Origin of the sequence: Corynebacterium nasorum (assembly GCF_022345765.1) — a bacterium.
In the GTDB taxonomy this organism is placed as follows: Bacteria; Actinomycetota; Actinomycetes; order Mycobacteriales; family Mycobacteriaceae; genus Corynebacterium; species Corynebacterium kefirresidentii.
This window is the reverse complement of record NZ_JAKRDR010000006.1, coordinates 1-19257: the sequence shown is the minus strand read 5'-3', so window position 1 is coordinate 19257 and position 19257 is coordinate 1. Positions and strand designations below refer to the sequence as shown.

General features: G+C 59.0%; 19 protein-coding genes, 3 tRNA genes and 1 pseudogene. 10 read left to right on the top strand and 13 right to left on the bottom strand.

What is annotated here, in order from left to right:
* Nucleotides 1–363 precede the first annotated feature (363 nt).
* The 5 genes from pgfA to rplJ all read right to left on the bottom strand — a co-directional run bounded on the left by pgfA (nucleotide 364) and on the right by rplJ (nucleotide 3184).
* A complete protein-coding gene (gene pgfA, locus MHK04_RS05975) occupies nucleotides 364–1380 on the bottom strand; it encodes a cell envelope lipid trafficking protein PgfA (RefSeq protein WP_239204677.1) in 1017 nt (338 codons plus the stop codon).
* Nucleotides 1381–1452: 72 nt separating this feature from the next.
* On the bottom strand, nucleotides 1453–1785 hold the full coding sequence (locus tag MHK04_RS05970) for a HigA family addiction module antitoxin (protein WP_023020529.1): 333 nt from the start codon (nucleotides 1783–1785) through the stop codon (nucleotides 1453–1455).
* Nucleotides 1760–2041, bottom strand: coding sequence for a type II toxin-antitoxin system RelE/ParE family toxin (locus MHK04_RS05965; RefSeq protein ID WP_200288284.1), 282 nt, complete (start codon nucleotides 2039–2041; stop codon nucleotides 1760–1762). Before MHK04_RS05965 ends, MHK04_RS05970 begins: the two co-directional genes overlap by 26 nt.
* A 143-nt stretch (nucleotides 2042–2184) precedes the next feature.
* On the bottom strand, nucleotides 2185–2574 hold the full coding sequence (rplL, locus tag MHK04_RS05960; protein ID WP_005322882.1) for a 50S ribosomal protein L7/L12: 390 nt from the start codon (nucleotides 2572–2574) through the stop codon (nucleotides 2185–2187).
* Nucleotides 2575–2662: 88 nt separating this feature from the next.
* Nucleotides 2663–3184, bottom strand: coding sequence for a 50S ribosomal protein L10 (rplJ, locus tag MHK04_RS05955; RefSeq protein ID WP_239208163.1), 522 nt, complete (start codon nucleotides 3182–3184; stop codon nucleotides 2663–2665).
* A gap of 313 nt (nucleotides 3185–3497) precedes the next feature.
* On the opposite strand from rplJ, the gene MHK04_RS05950 reads away from it, so the two are divergent.
* The 4 genes from MHK04_RS05950 to MHK04_RS05935 are packed head-to-tail and all read left to right on the top strand — an operon-like array spanning nucleotide 3498 to nucleotide 8534.
* Nucleotides 3498–4802, top strand: coding sequence for a cryptochrome/photolyase family protein (locus MHK04_RS05950; RefSeq protein ID WP_239208164.1), 1305 nt, complete (start codon nucleotides 3498–3500; stop codon nucleotides 4800–4802).
* A gap of 32 nt (nucleotides 4803–4834) precedes the next feature.
* Complete coding sequence (locus MHK04_RS05945; protein WP_239208165.1) at nucleotides 4835–5851, top strand: pyridoxal-phosphate dependent enzyme; 1017 nt, start codon at nucleotides 4835–4837, stop codon at nucleotides 5849–5851.
* Nucleotides 5848–7149, top strand: coding sequence for an FAD/NAD(P)-binding protein (locus tag MHK04_RS05940; protein ID WP_239208166.1), 1302 nt, complete (start codon nucleotides 5848–5850; stop codon nucleotides 7147–7149). Before MHK04_RS05945 ends, MHK04_RS05940 begins: the two co-directional genes overlap by 4 nt.
* Nucleotides 7146–8534, top strand: coding sequence for a type III PLP-dependent enzyme domain-containing protein (locus tag MHK04_RS05935; protein ID WP_239208167.1), 1389 nt, complete (start codon nucleotides 7146–7148; stop codon nucleotides 8532–8534). Before MHK04_RS05940 ends, MHK04_RS05935 begins: the two co-directional genes overlap by 4 nt.
* Before the next feature lie 85 nt (nucleotides 8535–8619).
* On the opposite strand, the gene rplA is transcribed toward MHK04_RS05935, so the two are convergent.
* From rplA to MHK04_RS05900, 7 genes are all read right to left on the bottom strand, one after another.
* Complete coding sequence (rplA, locus tag MHK04_RS05930; protein ID WP_005322897.1) at nucleotides 8620–9324, bottom strand: 50S ribosomal protein L1; 705 nt, start codon at nucleotides 9322–9324, stop codon at nucleotides 8620–8622.
* 68 nt (nucleotides 9325–9392) lie between these two features.
* Entirely contained in the window at nucleotides 9393–9836 is a 444-nt protein-coding gene (gene rplK, locus MHK04_RS05925) for a 50S ribosomal protein L11 (RefSeq protein ID WP_005327961.1), read from the bottom strand.
* A 172-nt stretch (nucleotides 9837–10008) separates the two neighbouring features.
* Nucleotides 10009–10947, bottom strand: a complete 939-nt coding sequence (gene nusG, locus MHK04_RS05920; RefSeq protein ID WP_023020523.1) for a transcription termination/antitermination protein NusG — start codon at nucleotides 10945–10947, stop codon at nucleotides 10009–10011.
* Between the two features lie 126 nt (nucleotides 10948–11073).
* Complete coding sequence (secE, locus tag MHK04_RS05915) at nucleotides 11074–11406, bottom strand: preprotein translocase subunit SecE (RefSeq protein WP_023020522.1); 333 nt, start codon at nucleotides 11404–11406, stop codon at nucleotides 11074–11076.
* A 223-nt stretch (nucleotides 11407–11629) separates the two neighbouring features.
* A tRNA-Trp gene (locus MHK04_RS05910) sits at nucleotides 11630–11702 on the bottom strand.
* 139 nt (nucleotides 11703–11841) lie between these two features.
* A tRNA-Met gene (locus MHK04_RS05905) sits at nucleotides 11842–11913 on the bottom strand.
* A 37-nt stretch (nucleotides 11914–11950) separates the two neighbouring features.
* Nucleotides 11951–12026, bottom strand: a tRNA-Thr gene (locus tag MHK04_RS05900).
* Nucleotides 12027–12190: 164 nt separating this feature from the next.
* On the opposite strand from MHK04_RS05900, the gene MHK04_RS05895 reads away from it, so the two are divergent.
* The 5 genes from MHK04_RS05895 to MHK04_RS05875 all read left to right on the top strand — a co-directional run bounded on the left by MHK04_RS05895 (nucleotide 12191) and on the right by MHK04_RS05875 (nucleotide 17581).
* On the top strand, nucleotides 12191–13147 hold the full coding sequence (locus tag MHK04_RS05895; RefSeq protein WP_239208168.1) for a sugar-binding transcriptional regulator: 957 nt from the start codon (nucleotides 12191–12193) through the stop codon (nucleotides 13145–13147).
* Between the two features lie 86 nt (nucleotides 13148–13233).
* A complete protein-coding gene (gene deoD / locus MHK04_RS05890; protein WP_239208169.1) occupies nucleotides 13234–13959 on the top strand; it encodes a purine-nucleoside phosphorylase in 726 nt (241 codons plus the stop codon).
* Nucleotides 13960–14052: 93 nt separating this feature from the next.
* A complete protein-coding gene (locus MHK04_RS05885) occupies nucleotides 14053–15342 on the top strand; it encodes an MFS transporter (RefSeq protein WP_411350902.1) in 1290 nt (429 codons plus the stop codon).
* A 10-nt stretch (nucleotides 15343–15352) separates the two neighbouring features.
* On the top strand, nucleotides 15353–16000 hold the full coding sequence (gene deoC, locus MHK04_RS05880; RefSeq protein ID WP_239208171.1) for a deoxyribose-phosphate aldolase: 648 nt from the start codon (nucleotides 15353–15355) through the stop codon (nucleotides 15998–16000).
* Nucleotides 16001–16003: 3 nt separating this feature from the next.
* Complete coding sequence (locus MHK04_RS05875) at nucleotides 16004–17581, top strand: phospho-sugar mutase (protein ID WP_239208172.1); 1578 nt, start codon at nucleotides 16004–16006, stop codon at nucleotides 17579–17581.
* Here the strand turns inward: MHK04_RS05875 and MHK04_RS05870 are convergent.
* Entirely contained in the window at nucleotides 17578–18162 is a 585-nt protein-coding gene (locus MHK04_RS05870) for a hypothetical protein (protein WP_239208173.1), read from the bottom strand. The genes MHK04_RS05875 and MHK04_RS05870 overlap by 4 nt on opposite strands.
* Nucleotides 18163–18875: 713 nt before the next feature.
* Between MHK04_RS05870 and MHK04_RS05865 the strand changes: the two are divergent.
* Nucleotides 18876–19257, top strand: a pseudogene (locus MHK04_RS05865) (IS30 family transposase); the annotation flags it as partial.

Sequence of the window (19257 nt, the reverse complement as noted above, 5' to 3'; positions counted from 1 at the left end):
GCCCTGGCCGACGAGCCGCAAAACCGCTGGTAATTCTAGCATTCGGTCTGCTGTGGAGTGTCTGGGTTCAGAATGCACAAAATCACCTTGTCAAGTCGGTTTTGCCATCACCGGCCTGAAAGGCTAAATGTGCACCGAAGATCCAGATTCCAGCGCAACGAAATAGCTTATAGGAAAAGACCTGTCATGTAAAGACACACCACAATTGGGGCGTGTCGCTACCACGCTAGGGGCAAGCTCGTGCTCGCCGCGGCGCTAACGCGTCCATGCCACGACTATGTGCGCGACAACCAGTGAGCACCCTACCACTAAAATCTCTCTATACCGCAACCCTGCCGGCGATTGAGGCTCCTAGCTGCTCTTTTAGCGGCTCACCGGCACCGCGCTTCCACCGTTGTGCGCGTGGTGGCCACGCCGGCGGGCATGCTTATTCTTTCCGCCAAATAAACCCAGCGCACCGATGATTCCTAGTAATGCAAGCAGCGCGCCTACCCCAATGACTATCCAGCGGACAATCTCCGCCACGCGATCGCGCGGGAATTCTGCGGCTTCCTTCAGCAGCTCTTTTTGGTCCTCTTCGGAGGTAGAACCATCAAAGACGAAGGCACGCACGCGGCCCACACCTTCGCGGTCTGCGTAGTAGTCATCGATGTCTACATCCATACCCACCACGAGTCCGGTTTGTTGGTCTACATAGAAGTCACGGTTCCCGGAGTGGGTCAAATACCCCTGTTCCTCGCCGCCGCCCTCCTTGGGCAGGCTGGTGGTATTCCCATCGGCTGCATAAAGCTGCGCTACGTTCGTCGGCTCAATTTCTTGGTGATAACGGTAGACCGTACGGCCATCCATCGTGGTTTCTTCTTCAAAGACTGCATCGACGGCCTTGCGCAGCGTCGGGTCAAAGACTGGATAATTGGTCTTTTCGGCATCCGCGGGGAACTTGAGCCAGTAGCCGTCTATGGTCACCGTGTCTGATGGAGTCGCGAGCGTATGGCTCAACGAGGCCTCCCCCATAGCTTCACCACTCAGGCGGTCCACCGGGTAGGTCCACACCTGGGCCTGGCTCAAGTCGTTTAAGCCTTCGCCCTCGCCGCGCATACGCGTCTCACCGATGCGCACGGTAGCCTTCTCTTCGTCCGAGGGCTCTTGGATATCCATGTTGATCTGGTAAGTCATGGGGCCTGAATACGGCGTGGAACCATCCTTGGACAATTGCTGGGAATCCGCGGAATCATCGTGCAATGTCCAGGTGCTGTTTTTCAGGTTCAGCGGCAGCCGCGGGGAAAAATCCAAAAATGCCGGCGCCACAACACCAGCGGCGATCAACGCGACACCGAAGCCTAGGAGCAGGACGGAAAAAATGCGGGACTTGGGCAGCATGGGGGCTAATTCTACAGCCCTTGGCGGAAATTCCTGGTTTCTACAGGCCACCCCGCCGTGCCGGATTGATTTCTAAGCAGTGTGCTTATTCCAAGCAACGATACTGCTAGTATCCGTGGTTTGGCGCGCGCACCAAAGATCAAACTCTTCCTGCAGTCCCAGCCAAAACTCCGCCGAATTGCCAAAATAGGCAGAGAGACGAAGCGCCATTTCCGCACTAATCCCAATGCGTCCACGGACCAGCTTTGAAATTTGGGATTTGGAGCTAAAAATATCCCTGGCTAAGCGGTATTGAGTAAGTCCGAGCGGCTCCAGAAACTCCTCGCGCAGAACCTCCCCAGGGTGTGGAACGGATATGATATCCGAAGCTTCCTCTCCCTCATTTGTGATAATCGATGAAGTCAACGTCCACAGCTCCTTTCCCTGTCCATCGAAAGACTACTCTCCACTGCGCGTTAACGCGGATGGAATAAAATCCGTCCCATTGCCCTTTCAGCCTCTCCAAACGATTTGCTGGTGGAATCCTTAAATCAGCTAGGGAAACGGACCGGTCAATCATGATGAGTTTGCGGCGCAGGATCTTCCGCAGTTCAGGAGGTACATACTTTGGCGCCTTACCATCTGTGTGAAAGCGCTCTAAGCTATCCCTCCTAAACTCCACAACGCCATGGTGTCATACTTTGACACTATTGGCCATTGCTGCACTCCACGCACTACGCTCGCAAACACAAAACGAGGAAATCCCCAGCTCCCACCGCGTGCAGCGGTAGAAGTGGGGATTTAAAAGCGGAAAGCTCAGTGAAATTACTTGAGCTCGACGGAAGCGCCAGCCTCTTCCAGCTTGGTCTTAGCAGCCTCAGCGTCGTCCTTGGAAGCGCCCTCGAGGATAGCCTTAGGAGCACCCTCGACCATTTCCTTAGCTTCCTTCAGGCCCAGGCCGGAGACGATCTCGCGGACAGCCTTAATAACGCCAATCTTCTTAGCGCCAGCGTCGGTCAGAACGACGTCGAACTCGGTCTTCTCCTCAGCGGCACCAGCGCCGCCCTCAGCCGGAGCGCCAGCTGCAACAGCAGCAACCGGAGCAGCAGCCTCAACGTCGAATACCTCTTCAAATTCCTTAACGAACTCGGACAGTTCGATGAGTGTCATTTCCTTGAAAGCTTCAATGAGCTCGTCCTTGGTGAGCTTAGCCATGATGGCAAGTCCTTTCTGTGTTGTGTGAGCGCTGCACCTACATTAGGCAACGCGCACGGTGTTGTAATTGTGCGTCTTTTGTGACGACTTAAGCTTCTGCTTCCTTCTTGTCCTGCAGGGCTGCGACGGTACGTACAGCCTTGGTTGCAGGAACGTTGAAGAGAGCGGCTGCCTTCGCCATAGAACCCTTCATAGCGCCAGCCAGCTTTGCGAGGGTGGTCTCGCGGTTGTCCAGCTTGGCGATGGCCTCAACCTGGTCGGCAGACAGTGCGTTGCCGTCCATGTAGCCACCCTTGATGATGAGTGCCTTGTTGTCATCAGCGAACTTGGTGATGACCTTCGCAGCATCCACTGCCTCACCCTTGATGAACGCAATTGCGGTCGGGCCAGTCAGCAAATCATCAAGACCTTCGATGCCAGCTTCCTTGGCAGCGATCTTGAAAAGGGTGTTCTTGGCGACGGAGTATTCAACGTCAAATCCCAGATCGTTACGCAGCTCCTGCAGCTGGGATACGGTCAGGCCGCGGTACTCGGTCAATACAACAGAGTTAGCGCCAGCCAGCTTCTCCTTCAGCTCTGCCAGGTCTGCAGTGTTCTTTGGGTTTGCCATTGTCTCTCGCCTCCTTCCAAAACATCTCTTTTATTATTCCGCCGGGACCTTCCTTATTTCGGTTACCCGAAATAACAAAAGCCCCGTGCAAGAGCACAGGGCGCGCGACATAAGAGAATGCCGCGAATAATCGCAAAGTGTCTCCTGCGTGGGCCGCCTCCTAGGATGGAGAACCTTCGATCCAAATGGATGACCAACGGTCTTCGGTGAACTTTGACTCGGCCTGAAGCGGCCGTTCAAACTTCGTGGAAAACACTACCTTCCCACCCACGGTTTCTCCAAATCCCCGTTTTCGCCGCGTAGGATAGCCGACATGACCTGCCTGATGTGGTTTCGCGATGACCTGCGCCTACACGATAACCAGGCCCTTCGCCGCGCGGCCGAAGCCGCCTCGCTTGCAGGCGTTCCCTTGGTCGCCGTCGTGCTCGACGAGCCGGCCTATCCGGGTACCCGCCCATTGGGCGGCGCCACCACGTGGTGGCGCGAGCGCTCCCTTTATGCCCTTGCACACGACCTCGCCGAGCACGGCGTGGAGCTCCTTCGCGTCGCCGGTGATGCCCGCGTGGAAATCCCCCGCCTAGCCGCCGAACTCGGCGCCACTACCGTCACGTGGACGCGCCGCTACCACGGCCCGCTGCGCGAGGTCGATGCCGCCGTCAAGGAAACCTTGACCGCTCGAGGCATTACCGCCACCTCCGCGCCCGGTTTTACCTTGGTAGAGCCCTGGGAGGTTACCAATGGCCAGGGCCAGCCCTATAAAGTCTTTACCCCCTTCTCCAAGGCCGCGTCCTCCCAAGTGGCAGGCGATGAGCCGGAGGGGGTGCCGGAGATGGGGGCGTCGGCAAGCATTGCGTGCTCTTGGCCCAAGCCCACCGAGCCAGCGTGGGCCGCATCCCTGGCCGAGCACTGGACGCCCGGGGAAGCCGGTGCGCGAGAGCGCCTGGCGCAGCTGGACTTGGCCAACTACGCCGAGGAGCGCGATATCCCTGCGCTTAATGCCACCTCCCTACTCTCGCCGCACCTGCGCTTCGGCGAGGTCTCGCCGCGGGAAGTATGGTTCGCCGCGGCCGAGGAGCCGGAGTGCGCCAAATTCCACTCCGAGCTACTGTGGCGCGACTTTGCCTGGCACCGCCTCTACCACCTGCCCAACCTTGCTACCGAAAACGTACGGGAAAAATTCGACCGCTTCGATTGGTCCTGGGATGACCCACGCCTGACAGACTGGCAGTCCGGTACCACGGGCATCGCGCTTGTCGACGCCGGAATGCGCGAGCTTTGGGCCACCGGCTATATGCACAACCGCGTACGAATGGTGGTGGGATCTTTCCTCACCAAGAACCTCGGTATCCACTGGCGCCTAGGCGAAGAATGGTTCTGGGATACGTTGGTAGATGCCGATGCCGCCTCCAACCCCTTCAATTGGCAGTGGGTGGCTGGCTGTGGCGATGACGCCGCACCATTTTTCCGCATCTTCAACCCCGAAACCCAGGCCAAGCGCTTCGACCCCGACGGCGAATATGTGCGCCGCTGGGCACCCGCGCTGTCTGGCCCACCCATAGTGGACCTAAAGGAATCGCGCCAAGCCGCCCTCGACGCCTATGCGGAGATCAAGGACTAGGTCGGCGGAAGAGGCAGAAATAAAGGTCTACCATGGGGCCAATGATGAGCCCTAGGATTCATTCTCAAGCGCACCCGCCCATCGGCAATACCCCACTCATGCGAGTGGAGGCGATCAATCCTCGGCCGGATGTCCACCTCTATCTCAAACTCGAACAGTTCAACCTTGGCGGCTCTGCAAAAGACCGTACCGCCCGAGCACTAATCCAGTCGGCCCTTGCCGCCGGCGATATCCGCCCAGGGTCGACGTTGGTGGAATCTTCCTCCGGCAACCTGGGCATGGCTCTAGCTCGCCAAGCCCCGCTGCAGGGAATGAAGTTCCACTGCGTGGTGGATCCGCGCGTCAATGCCTCCACGGTGGCCACCATGCGGGCCTATGGCGCACACGTGGAATTGCTCGACCACCCAGATCCCGAAACCGGCGATTGGCTCACCGCCCGCCGCACCCGCGTGGCCGAGCTATTGGAAGAGATCCCCGATTCTTTCAACCTCAACCAGTATTCCAATGAAGCCGCCTTCCACGCCCACGCGGAGGGCACTATGACTGAGATCCTGGATCAACTCGGGCAGGCACCCAGCCATGTGCTCGTGGCTATGAGTACCACCGGAACCCTTGGCGGCTGTGTCCGCAAACTTTCCGAGGTGGGAGCCAGTACCCAAACAATCGGCGTTGATGCAGAGGGCTCCGTACTTTTCGGCGGTGAGCGTGGCACCCGCATGCTGCCCGGCTATGGCGCAGGTATCGTGACCGACCTATCCACCAAATTTTCGCCCTCCTCCGTCGAGCGGGTCCCCGATCTCGAGGCCATCGTGGCCGCCCGCAGGCTCGCCCGGGCCGAGGGTTTGCTGCCGGGTGCTTCCGGCGGTGCTGTTATCGCAGCCTTCCAGCGCCTCGCCCCCTCCCTGCCGGCGGGGGCGGAGGTGGTTGCCGTGCTACACGACGCCGGCCAGCCTTACTTAGACACTATCTATAACGATTCCTGGGTGTGCGAAAACTTCGGCATTTCACCTGCCGAACTTGCCGCGCGCAGCGAAGGGACGGCGCAGTGACTTCCGCTAAGCCTGCCCGACGCATTGCCATCATCGGAGGCGGTCCGCGCGGTCTCTGGGCCGTAGAGGAACTCATCGAGCGCGCCCGCATCCCCATCGATGTCACGGTCTTCGACCCGTATCCGGCCGGTTCAGGCGCTGTCTACCGCCCGCAGCAGCCGCCCCACTGGCGCCTCAACGTCAACTGCGCCATCGTCACCACCGCCCACGATAATTTCAACGCATGGCGGGCCCGCCGCGGTGGGGACACCACCGATGCCTTCCCACCGCGCGCCGAAGTGGGCCAATTCCTCGCCGATACCTGGTCCGCCGCATTGCAGCGCGCGCCGGCGCACGTTGGCATCCGCCACCTGCCGCACCGCGTGAGCGAAGTGAGTAATGACGGAGAAGGCTTCGTGGTCGACGGCACCCCCTTCGACGACGTCCTGGTCTGCACCGGACACGACCATCTCCATGCTGGTTCCTTGGTCCACGAAACTTCGCGTGTGCCCGTCACCGGTCTCTATTTCGGCGCCGACCTCCCTAGCGCTCCACGGCGAATCGGCGTGCGCGGTGCCGCCTTAAGCTTTATCGATGTATGCCTGCTTTATGGCGATACCGCCGAGGTCATTTATCCGGTTAGCCGCAGCGGGCGATTTATGGAGGTAAAGCCCTCTCCGGAGGCACCGCTGCCGGAGGTTTCGACGCGGTGGCGGCAGGCCTGTGCGCACATCACTAACGCCGCAGATTTGCGCGAGATCCTCATCGGGGCCGCAGCCGAGTTCGGTGACTTCTCTAGTGCGGAACTAGCAGCCGTTATTGATGGTCAGGATTTCACTGGCGCTGCGCTCGCTGAGCTCGAGGCTTCCCTCCGTGCGGTCGAGGGTACTGGTCCCCTGACTCCGGCCACGGCCGTGGGCGCGGCTTTTCGTGGGGTCTTCCAAGACTGCGTCGATTGGCACCAGGCACACGGCCCAATGCCCGGGTTCCGCGAGCTCTCACGCACCCTTGAGCGGGTGGCCTTCGGCCCACCACCGGTCACAGCCAGGCGTCTGCTCGAGCTCATCCACTCCGGGGTGGTGGATACCCAGTATCTAGGCACTCCTGAGCAGATAGATTCCTGGCGGGAGAAGGGCGGCGTGGACCTGCTTATCGACGCCACTGTGGCTCCCCAAGCCACCCCCTCCCCCTTCCATAACGTTCCTGGTGTGGTGGAAATTGGCCGCATGAATGAGCTCTCCCTGCCCGGGCATGACTCTCTTAACCGTTTAGTACACGATGACATCCCCCGCTGGGCGGAGAAAGTAGGAAACCCATGACCACCCCTCCCGTTGCCCCACTGCCGGTCCATGGCACCGTCCCGCTGCGTGCCCGATGGGAGCAGTGGATGCAAGAGCTCGTGAAGAACCCGCAAGAAGTTAGCGCACTCACCTCGCGCTATGGTTCTCCGGTAAACGTGCTTAATCCCGCGCCACTGCGCCACAATGCCCAAGAGCTACTAGACGCCGGTGCTTCCCACGACGTGAAAACTCGGGTATTTTTCGCCCGCAAAGCCAATAAGGCGCTGTGCTTTGTCGACGCCGCTCGCGAGAGTGGACTCGGCGTGGATGTAGCCAGTGAGAACGAGCTACGCCAAGTGCTCGAGCGCGATGTAGCCCCAGAGCGCATCATCCTCAGCGCTGCTATCAAAAGCGATGGTTTGCTCCGCCTCGCGATTTCGCGTGGCGTTACTATATCGTGCGATTCTCGCGCAGAATGCGGCCGCATCGCCGCCATCGCCCGAGCTTTAGAAACTACCGCCCGCGTGGCACCGCGCCTTGCTCCAGATCCAGATGATTTACCACCGACCCGCTTCGGGGAAAGGCTACCTGCATGGCAGAAAGCGGAGTGGCCCACGGAGCTTCGTGCCGTGGGTGTCCACGTCCACCTGCATGGCTATAGCGAGGCGGATCGCCGCACCGCCCTTGCAGAGGCCATTGCTCTAGTCGAGCACCTACGCGCAATGAACCAACCCGCTAATTTCATCGATATCGGCGGCGGCGTGCCCATGAGCTATTTAGAATCCCGCGAGCAGTGGGAAAACTACACAGCGCGTATCTCTGCGCAACGCGCTGGTACCGGTGACCCCTTTACCTGGAAATCGGATCCGCTCTCCAATACTTACCCATTCTGGCAGGAACCGACGCGCGGTCAGTGGCTGAACCAACTTCTCTCCGGTGAGGTCCCCGGCTACGGCAACGCCGGTGGTGCCCTGCGAGAGCGGGACATCGCCCTCCATCTAGAACCGGGCCGCAGCCTCCTCGACGGCTGTGGTGTCATCCTCGCCGAGGTGAGCTTTCTCAAAGAACGTTCTGATGGCCTGCCCCTTATCGGTGTGGCGATGAATCGCACGCAGTGCCGGACCGCCGCGGATGACATCCTGCTAGACCCCCTCCTCGTGCCTACAGTCGGTTCAGCAAAGGAGGTCTCCCGCGAGCGACGTACCGGCTTTGTAGTCGGTGCCTACTGCATTGAAGACGAGGTGATTCTGCGCCGCGAACTGGACTTCCCAGCGGGCATTGCCGTAGGAGATACCCTCGCCATTCCCAACACGGCCGGATATTTTATGCACATCCTCGAGTCTGCTTCGCACCAGATTCCCTTGGCTCGAAACGTCTACTACGACGGCGGCGAATGGGTGCCAGACGATATTGACGCCACATAACTACTAGTGGCTCGAGATATAGAAAAAGGGCTTCGAGGAATTGCCTCTAAGCCCTTTAACCTTAAACGCAGTACGTGATAACTGCTTAAGCGGTGTAATCCTTGACCACGGAACCGTCAACCGGGATGCCCGGGCCGGAGGTGGTGGAGATGGTAGCGCGCTTGATGTAGATGCCCTTAGCGGAAGAAGGCTTCAGGCGCTGGATCTCATCCATGAGGGCGCCGTAGTTCTCAGCCAGCTTCTCAGCATCGAAGGAAGCCTTACCGATGATGGCGTGCAGGTTAGCAGCCTTATCAACGCGGAAGGAGATCTTGCCGCCCTTAACCTCAGAGATTGCCTTAGCAACGTCTGCGGTAACGGTGCCGGTCTTCGGGTTCGGCATCAAACCACGCGGGCCCAAGACGCGGGCAACGCGGCCAACCTTGGCCATCTGATCCGGGGTAGCGATAGCAACGTCGAAGTCGATGTTGCCCTCGTTGATCTGCTCGATCAATTCAGCGGTGCCGACGATATCAGCGCCAGCTTCCTGAGCGGCGGTAGCCTTCTCGCCTTCTGCGAAGACAGCAACGCGAACGTCCTTACCGGTGCCGTTAGGCAGGGAAACGGTGCCGCGAACCAGCTGGTCAGCCTTGCGCGGGTCAACGCCCAAACGGAAAACAACATCAACGGTGGCGTCGAAGTTCTTGGAGGAGGTCTCCTTAGCCAGCTTGGTGGCCTCGATCGGACGGTACAGGCGGGACTTATCTACCAGTTCCGCAGCGGCCTTATAAGCCTTAGACTTGGTGCTCATTTAACAATTCCTTTTCTGGATTGGTGTGGTGTTCGGCGGGCCGTAGCTGGCCCTACCACATAAAGTTTTTACTTCTCCGGTGCGCCATCAACGGTGATGCCCATGGAGCGGGCGGTACCGGCGATGATGCGAGCGCCGTTCTCGATGTCACGTGCGTTCAGGTCCGCAAACTTGGTCTCTGCGATTTCCTTGCACTGGTCCCAAGACACAGAGCCGACCTTGTCGGTGTGTGGAACGCCGGAGCCCTTCTTGATGCCAGCGGCCTTCAGCAGCAGCTTGGCTGCCGGCGGGGTCTTCAGCTTGAAGTCGAAGGAACGGTCCTCGTAGACGGTGATCTCAACCGGAACCACGTTGCCACGCTGGTTCTCGGTAGCGGCGTTATAAGCCTTGCAGAATTCCATGATGTTGACGCCGTGGGCACCGAGTGCTGGGCCAACTGGCGGTGCCGGGTTAGCGGCGCCTGCCTCGATCTGCAGCTTGATGAAGCCAGATACCTTCTTCTTAGGAGCCATCGAATTACCTCTTTCCTGTGTTACCGGGATAGCCGCCACGATGAATAACGGGATCCCGTCCGGATGCTCACCTTCAGTGGGCCACCGGAGGATGAAACGTTTTTCTTATACGCACGCCAAAGGCGCACGGCGTTCCAGTTTAGAACACCGTGCGCCCTGCACAAAATCACTTTTAGGAGATGCGCTCGATCTCGGTCGGCGACAACTCCACTGGGGTCTCGCGACCAAAGATGGATACCAAGCCCTGCATCTTGCCGGTCTCTGGGTCGATCTCGGAAATAGTGGCGGAGACTGCGGCCAGCGGGCCGGACAGGATGGTCACTGCCTCGCCTACCTCGAAGTCGTGGGCGTACTTCTTTGCCACTTCCTTTTCTGGCATGGCCACGACCTGCTCGCCCTCAGCCTCATTCGGGGCGGCATCGCCCTTGGTGGACGGTGCTTCGTTCGGCATCAGGAATTTAGCCACATCGCGGGTCTTCACTGGGGTGGCGTTGCCCTCGTTACCCACGAAGGAGGTTACACCAGGGGTTTCGCGGATGACGGACCAAGCGGCGTCATTGAGTTCGGCGCGGACGAGGACGTAGCCCGGCAGCAGCTTGCGCTTCACAATCTTCTTCTTGCCGTCCTTGTTCTCGAGCACCTGCTCAATAGGAACGACAACCTCAAAGATAGAGTCCTCCACCTCAAGGGTCTGGGCACGCATGTCCAGATTGGTCTTTACCTTGTTTTCGTAGCCGGAGTAGCACTGAATGATGTACCACTGGCCCGGCTGCTTCTTCAGCTCGCGGGTAAACGCACGCAGGCGCTTGCGGTAGGCGGCGTCTTCGGACTCATCCTCGCCAGCCTCTGGAGCTGCGGCCTCTGCCGCGCCCTCGGCGTCGGCCGCTGCCGATTCCGATTCCGCTCCCGGTGCCTCGGCTGCCTCCGCAGACTCACCTGCAGCGTCGGTGGACTCTGCTGCTTCTTCTACTGCGGGCGCGCTTGGGGTAGCGTCCTCCTGCTGTGCTTCTTCAACGGAGCTAGCGTGCTCTGCCGCCTGCTCCTGCACGTTGGCCTGCATAGCCTCCTCTAGGGAGGTGCCTACGGTTTCGACGTTATTCTCGTCGCTCATGATTCTTACTCCAAAAATTCCTCGGCGCGTTGCGTAGGACTAGCCTACCCGCCCGCGTATGGGCAAAAAGTATCCCGCCGTTCCTTCAGTGGAAACAGCGGGATAAAAGATTATGCGGCTATCTTACTAATCAGAGAGAACCTGCTCAACTCCGAGACCGGCCAGAGCGTCCACACCCCACACCAAAACGGTCATGACGATGAGGAAGGCAAAGGTAATGAGGGTGTACTGCAGCATCTCCTTAGCGGTCGGCCACACCACTTTCTTCATCTCAGTTGCCACCTCGCCAGGGAAAGCGGCTACGCCACCACCTGGGGTGTCATCGTGATTCTTATCCTCTACGCGGACGACGTGCTTATCGGCGTAGTCCGCGGAGGACGTGGTAGCCGCACCAGAGAGCTGACGCTTACCGGTCGGGCGCGGTGCACCCGAATTCTTCGGCTGCTGCTCATCGCTCACAGCTAACCCTCCTTGGGAACTAAATCTAATAGGGCGCTTAACGCGCACCTCCATAACTTTGTCAACCCTAGCAAAGCTTGCACTGCATGAAAAGCTGACCACCGCATTTATAAGACGTGGCCTTGGATACATTGGGCGAGCACAGCGGCGAGCAAGGCTCGACCGGGAAAATATGGCATGAACAAACCCCGCCACCTGAAATCAAGTGACGGGGTTTACTGTGCAGGGGCGACAGGACTCGAACCTGCAACCTACGGTTTTGGAGACCGTTGCGCTACCAATTGCGCCACGCCCCTATTCTTTTATCTCTTAATGCCTCAGCATCAAGCGTTGAAGACCTTACCAGAGCCATAGTTCCAATCTGAAACCAGGCGGGTCTGCAAAGCCTTCAGCGCGGTAATAAAAAAGCGCCCTGCGGGCGCCTTTCTTTCCCGGTAGCGATGGCGAGAATTGAACTCGCGACACAGCGATTATGAGTCGCTTGCTCTACCACTGAGCTACACCGCCATATTCACCTTGGGGAATTTCTTCCTCCGAACATGAATGGAGCCCCCTGACAGAATCGAACTGTCGACCTTTTCCTTACCATGGAAACGCTCTGCCGACTGAGCTAAGGGGGCACATCCTAGCGTTGAACACATCGCTATTTCGTTGTGCTCTCCGTTGCGGACTCCAATAATCTAACCCGCTTGCAACGTTTTACACAAATCGCCACGTCAGAGCGCAAAAATGGGAAGCTTTTATGACACCTTATCGCGCATGTGAATGTGCTTGAATGAAAGGCATGTTGGATCAGAAGGATGCCCAGTCCATTGACGCCGCAAAGTTGTACTACAACTCCGGCTTCTCTCAGGCCGAGGTTGCCCATCATCTTGGGGTTTCCCGGCCCACGGTGTCCAAGTTGCTCAGCCACGCCTCCGCGCGCGGCTTTGTCACCATCAGCATTGCCGATCCGCGGGAGCAATCCGATGAACTAGTGGGCCAACTACGCCAACGCTTTGCGCTTGCCGACGTCCGCGTGACCACCACCCCACCCGGCGGTTCTCCCCTAGCAGACCTGGGCAGCGCCGGCGCCGCCCTCCTGGAAGAACTCATTGAGGATGGCACCAGCGTCGGCCTCTCTTGGGGCGAGACGATGTCCGCCGTCGCTTCTCACCTGCGGCGACAGCCACGGGAAGGCGTAGAGATTGTACAACTAAAAGGTGGCCACTCACACACGGAGCGATCCACTAAAGACTTCTACACCCTGCAGGCCTTTGCCCACGCCTTCAATGCCGAGGCCCACCTTTTACCGCTGCCGGGCATCTTCGATTCCGCGGAGGCCAAGCAGTGGGTGGAGCGCGATAGGCATATTGGGCAGATTTTGCATAAGGGGGCATCGGTAAGCGTGGCGGTCTTTACGGTGGGCTCGGCCGAGCAGGAATCTTTAGCTTTCAACCTGGGCTATCTGACCGCGGCCGAGAAACAGCAGATTGCAGACAATGCTGTGGGTGATGTGTGCTCGCGCTTCTTCGACGCCTGCGGGGAAGTAGCCTGCCCGGCCGTAGACGCCCGCACCGTGGGCATCAGCCTCGCAGACTTGGCCACGCGCCCCACCCGGGTGCTGGTAGCTGGCGGCGCATCTAAGGCGCGGGCCATATGGGTGGCGCTGCGCAAGGGATTGGCTACCCATCTGGTCACAGATCAGGCCACCGCGCGCAAGCTCGTGGACTGGGCTAGTGAGGCCTCCCACAAATGTTGAACAATTGTAAATTGCGTCATTGACATGGGTTCCTGCGGGGTTAAGCTAAGTGTGTAAAATCCCCCCACACACCGAGGAGCGAAGCTATGTCCGCTACCGATATTGCCACCCCACACATCAACCCGCAGGGCGCGCCCATTGCAGAAACCATCTTGCTGCCCGGCGACCCACTACGCGCACAATTCATCGCCGAAAACTTCCTGTCAGACACCGTCCAGTTCAACGGCGTGCGCAATATGCTGGGGTTTACCGGAACCTATAAAGGCAACCCCGTTTCGGTCATGGGCACCGGCATGGGTATTCCCTCCATCGGCATCTACTCCTGGGAGCTCATCCACAACTACGGCGTAAAGAAGCTCATCCGCGTCGGTTCCATCGGCGCTATGCAAGAAGACATCGAGCTGCACGATGTCATCGTCGCCTCCTCCGCCTCCACCGATTCCAATTTCTTGAGCCAGTACAACCTGCCGGGCAGCTACGCTCCGACCGCCTCGTGGAAGCTCCTCAAGGCTTTGGTGGATGAATCCGAGAAGCAGCAGGCACACATTCACGTGGGCAATATCTTGAGCTCGGATATCTTTTATAACTTTGACCAATCCGTCAACGAACGCTGGGCGCACATGGGCGTGCTCGGCGTCGAGATGGAATCCGCAGCGCTTTATGCCACCGCGGCCGAAGCCGGCGTCGACGCGCTGGGGCTTTTCACCGTATCCGACAACCTCGTGCACGGTACCAAGCTTTCTGCCGAAGAGCGTCAAACCGCCTTCCGCACCATGATTGAACTCGCGCTGCCGCTTAACGCGCTCGACTAAAAGGACGCCTTCCCCGTGACTTCTTCTACTACTTCTGCTTCCCCGCAGGACAAGCGGCCAGGCTCCGCGGTAAACCCCAAGGTTGCCGTCCCCATCCTGCTCTTCGTCTTCGTCTTCTCATTGGTTATTGATAACGGCTTTAAGACGATGACCATGCCGATTGCCCAGGCGCTCGACCTTTCCGTTAAGACCGCCTCCCTGCAGGCTTCCCTCGCCGGCGTCATCATCGGCATCGGCGCCGTGGTCTATGCCGCGCTGGCGGATTCCATTTCCATCCGCAAGCTCATGCTCACCGGCGTCGTCCTCATTGCCGTGGGATCGATCTTAGCCTTCGCCTTTTCTAGCTTCTGGCCCATGGTGCTGGCCGGTCGCCTCATTCAAACCGCCGGCCTCGCCGCCGCGGAGACGCTTTATGTCATTTACGTGACCAAGCACTTAAGCGAGGCCGATCAAAAGACCTACCTGGGCTTTTCCACCGCCGCCTTCCAGGCCGGCCTGCTCATCGGCGCGTTGACCTCTGGCTTTATTTCCACCTATGTCTCGTGGACGGCGATGTTCCTTATCCCGCTCATCCTCATTCTGACCATCCCGCCGATTATCAAGCTGGTGCCAGAAGATGAGGCCGTGGAGGGACACCTCGATGTGCTCGGCCTATTTTTCATCGCCGTCTTTGCCACAGGCCTGACCTTATTCATGCAGGAGTTCAACTGGGTATATCTCATCGTGGCTGTCCTCGGCGTGGTGGGCTTTGCCTACCACATCAGCCACGCTAAATATCCCGTGGTCACCCCGGAGTTTTTCACCAACGGCCGCTACGTGTGGACCATCCTCATGGTCTTCTTCGTCTATTCCACCCAGATGGGCTTCATCTTCTTGCTGCCTTTTGCGGCGCATGACCTGCACGGCATGAATATCGATAAAGCCTCCCTGTTGATGATCCCGGGCTATATCTGCGCCATCCTCATCGGCATCTTCTCCGGAAAGATCGGCACCGTTTTATCCTCCCGCGCCACCATCTACACCGCCTTCGCCTTAGTTGCCGGCGCACTGGTGATGGCCGCGCTTTTTGTGCAACTCCACGTCGCTATTCTCATCGCAGCCATCGTGGCCTTCGCCTCCGGCTTTTCACTGATGTACGCGCCGCTGGTTAATACCGCGCTGCGCAATATCAGCGCCGTCAAGTCCGGCATCGCCATTGGTTTTTATAACCTGACCATCAATATCGCCATCCCGCTGGGCATTGCCTATACCGCCAAGCTGCAGGACCTCGCCAGCTATAACACCGTGCTGTGGATCCTGGCCGCCGTGGCTGCTATTGGCATTGCCCTATACGTAGTTTCTGACCTCAAGATGGCCCGTTCCGAATCCCGCCCAGCCCGTTAAGGAGAAAATTATGACTTCCCGCACCGACGTTGCATCCATCATCGATCACACCCTGCTCAAGCCGGAGGCCACCCCGGAACAATTCCGCGCCCTGGTAAATGAGGCAGCCGAGCTGGGCACCTACTCCGTATGCGTTTCCCCCTCCGCCTTGCCCATCGAGGTTCCTGACTCCCTGCACATTGCCACCGTCGTCGGCTTTCCCTCCGGTGCCGTAAAGCCGGAGATCAAGGCCGCTGAGGCAGCCCGCGCGGTTGCCGATGGCGCCGAAGAGGTGGACATGGTCATCAATATCCCGCTAGCCATTGAGGGCCGCGCCGAGGATCTGCAGGCCGAAATCCAGGCCGTGCGCGATGCCATCCCGGGCAAGGTTCTCAAGGTCATCATTGAATCCGCCGCGCTTTCCGAAGACGCCATTGTCCTCGCCTGCAAGGCCGCTGCAGCCGCCCAGGCGGACTTTGTCAAGACCTCCACTGGTTTCCACCCGGCCGGCGGTGCCTCTGTACATGCCGTAAAGCTCATGCGCGAGACCGTAGGCGATAAGTTAGGCGTGAAAGCCTCTGGCGGCATCCGTACCGCACAGGACGCCCTAGCCATGATTGAGGCTGGCGCGACCCGCTTGGGCCTGTCCTCCTCCGCCAAGATCCTCGAGGAGCTCTAGTCCATGTCGAACGCCGCCGTAGATTATGACTACGCCCGTACGTGGGCCGAGCACGACCCTGATCCGGATACAGCCCGCCGGGTAAACACCTGGATTGAGGAGGGCAATACCGCTGAGCTCGCCTCCGCCTTCGCCGGCCCCCTGGCCTTTGGCACCGCGGGCCTGCGCGCCGCCGTGGGCCCAGGTGAGTCCCGCATGAACCGCGCCGTGGTCATCCGCACCACCTACGGGCTCATCACATGGCTCAAGCAGCAGGTCGATACCCCAGTCGTGGCCATTGGTTGCGATGCCCGCCACGGCTCCGCGCAGTTCCAACGCGATGCGGCGCAGGTCATCTCCGCAGCTGGCGGCCGAGCCCTGGTTTTGCCCGCACAAAACCCCACCCCGCTGACCGCTTTCACGGTACGCAAGCTCAAGGCAGATGCTGGCATCATGGTTACCGCCTCGCATAATCCGCCGGCCGATAATGGCTACAAGGTGTACTTGGGCGGCCGCATCGCCACCGGCCCTGCGGAAGGCGTGCAACTTATCTCGCCCGCCGATGCCGAAATCGCGGAAGCCATCGCCGCGGCACCTCATGCCGATGAAATCCCGCTTTCTGCGGCGAATGTCGAGAACGTCGATACCCGCGCCGACTACCTCGACCGCGCGGCACAACTCGTAGGCGAAAGCTCCGATGTCACCATCGCGCTCACGGCCATGCACGGCGTTGGTGCTGCCTTGGGCAAAGAACTTCTCACCCGCTGTGGCTTCCGCGTCTCGCTAGTTCCTGAGCAGGCCCAACCGGATCCGGATTTCCCCACCGTCTCCTTCCCCAACCCGGAAGAGCCCGGCGCCCTTGATCTGGGTATCCGCCACGCTGAGGAGATCGGCGCCGATATCCTTATCGCTTATGACCCCGATGCGGACCGCTGCGCCGCCGCCGTGCCCACTGCTTCTGGCTCCTGGCGCCAGCTCACCGGCGATGAAACCGGTGCCCTTTTGGGCGACTATCTGGCCCGCCGCGGGGCGACCGGCAATTTTGCCAATTCCCTCGTCTCCTCCCGCCTGCTCGGGCGCATCGCCGCGCACTACGGCCTCGGCCACGAGGAGACACTGACCGGCTTCAAGTGGATCGCACGAACCCCGGATCTCGCCTTTGGCTACGAGGAAGCCATTGGATTCTGCCCCGATCCCACCGCTGTCCGTGACAAGGACGGCATGGCTACCTCCGTAGTGCTCGCCAGCCTCGCTGCCGAGTGCAAGGCCGCAGGAACCACCCTGCTGGAGCGCTTGGAGGGCATCTACGCCACCGTCGGGGCCCTGTATACCCAACCGCTGACCTTCCGCGTAGATGACCTCAGCATCATCGCCCAAGCGATGGATAAGGTCGCATCTACCCCGCCCACCGAACTGGCTGGCTCGCCCGTGGCGAAGGTAGAGAAATTCGCCCAAGGCTCCAAGTTCTTCACGGACAACGATGACCGCGTCATCGTTCGCCCCTCCGGCACGGAACCGAAGCTCAAGTGCTACCTCGAGTCCCCCGACGCCGACCGCCTCGATGCTATTGCGGCCGACCTGCGCGCCTACTTCGAGATTTAAACCCCTCCCCGCTCCACGCTCTCTAACTGGTCCTTCTGAGATTGCTTAGGGCCAATGAGGGTGCGGACTAGTGGGCTTGCTGCCGCCAGGCCCACCGCCGCAGTACCAACTATCGATTCCGGTGGGTCAAAAAGAACGAGTATCGCCGGTATAAGGATGAGCGCGCCGAAAATGACACCTACGGCCGTAAAGAGCCGTACTTTTGATTCAAATATCGCGTACTCGAAAGATTCTGCTGTAACTTTCCTATCGAGGACAATATCTGCATGAGCGCCCTCCATAATCCGATCGCCTGCGCCCGGCTGAATGTCATTGTGCTGTTTGATTATCTGTGGATGCGGAGTTGGCCCCTGATGCGCCCACACAGCAATTTGGTCGTCAAGGTTAGAAAGTCTATTTACGCCAGGGAGCGCTCCTCCAACTGGTGGGAAATCGCTGCGTTTATTTTGCGGTGCGCCCGATAACTGCGAGTCCGATTGCGCAGATGCGCTTGCTGCGCTGCCTGCGCTACTCGCTGGCTTTGAAATAGGTGAATCTCGTTTACCCCGTCCAGCATCGTTCGGATCTTCTTCATATCCCATATCCTATCGCTAAACCTCATACCTTCATCTCTACAGTGACTTTCTGTGACTGATGGTGTGGCTACCGAGCACGCCTGTTTGTACACAGCACCTTAGGAAGGTGTAGTTTGCTGGTCCTGAAGGCCAAAATGAGAGGAGTTAAAGATTACAGAACCCCGCCATTCATCCTTAACAGTTCTGCTAAAGATTGCAGTTGGTATTTCATCATTGCTCTGCCTCGGCTATTTCATTGGCGGTTTGAATGCGGTATACGTTGCCAAGGCCCTGGCGGGATCGGATTCCACCTCATTGCCGGATATTTCTCGTAGGTTAGGAAATGGATTTTTCTACTTCACGGCCGCTGGGATATTCCTAGCTGTATCCCTCATCGGTGCCTATGCGGTGTTCCACAGGGCTCAAAGCTCCCGCAGACAGGAGTCCTGCCGGTAGCACCCGTCTCACGCTTGATTTCTAGTGGTCGTGGAAACACCTGACATGGGTTAGGTGATTGTGTGGAGTCGAAATGGGTTCCGGATTCTGTTGTTGTGGCGCGGTTTGCGTCGTTGGTTCGGGCTGGTAGTTCAATACGGGCGGCTGCTGGGGTGGTTGGTTTAGCGCGTTCGGTGGCGTATCGGCTTGCTGGTGAGTTGGACTTGCCGCGCAAGCGCCGCAGGACTACTAGCTCGGATGACAGTCAGGAAATAGCTCGCCTGTGGCTGGAAGGTGTGGCACCGATGGATATTGCGCGCCAGCTTTCTATAGGCTCTTCTCCGGTGTACCGCATCGGTATTGAGCTTGGTTTGTGGAAGCGCAATCCATATGGCCGCAAAGCTGCGGCCACAACTGGCCGATGTAGCTATCTGCAACTGCGTGCGAATGCTTTAGGGCGCAAAGATGCAGCTTTAGCCTGTGGCATTCATCCGCGTAATGCTGCTGATATAGACAAAGGTGTCATTAAGCTTTCTACCGGGCGTGTGCCTTTTGTCCCGGCTGGCCCGGATGTGGCGCTGTATAACAGGCTTATGCAGGTAATTGAGTACGTTGATGGTCGCCAAGCAGTTCCAGTCCAGGTTATTCCGCAACAGCGTATCGATAGGCGTATTTCTTCGCGCTACT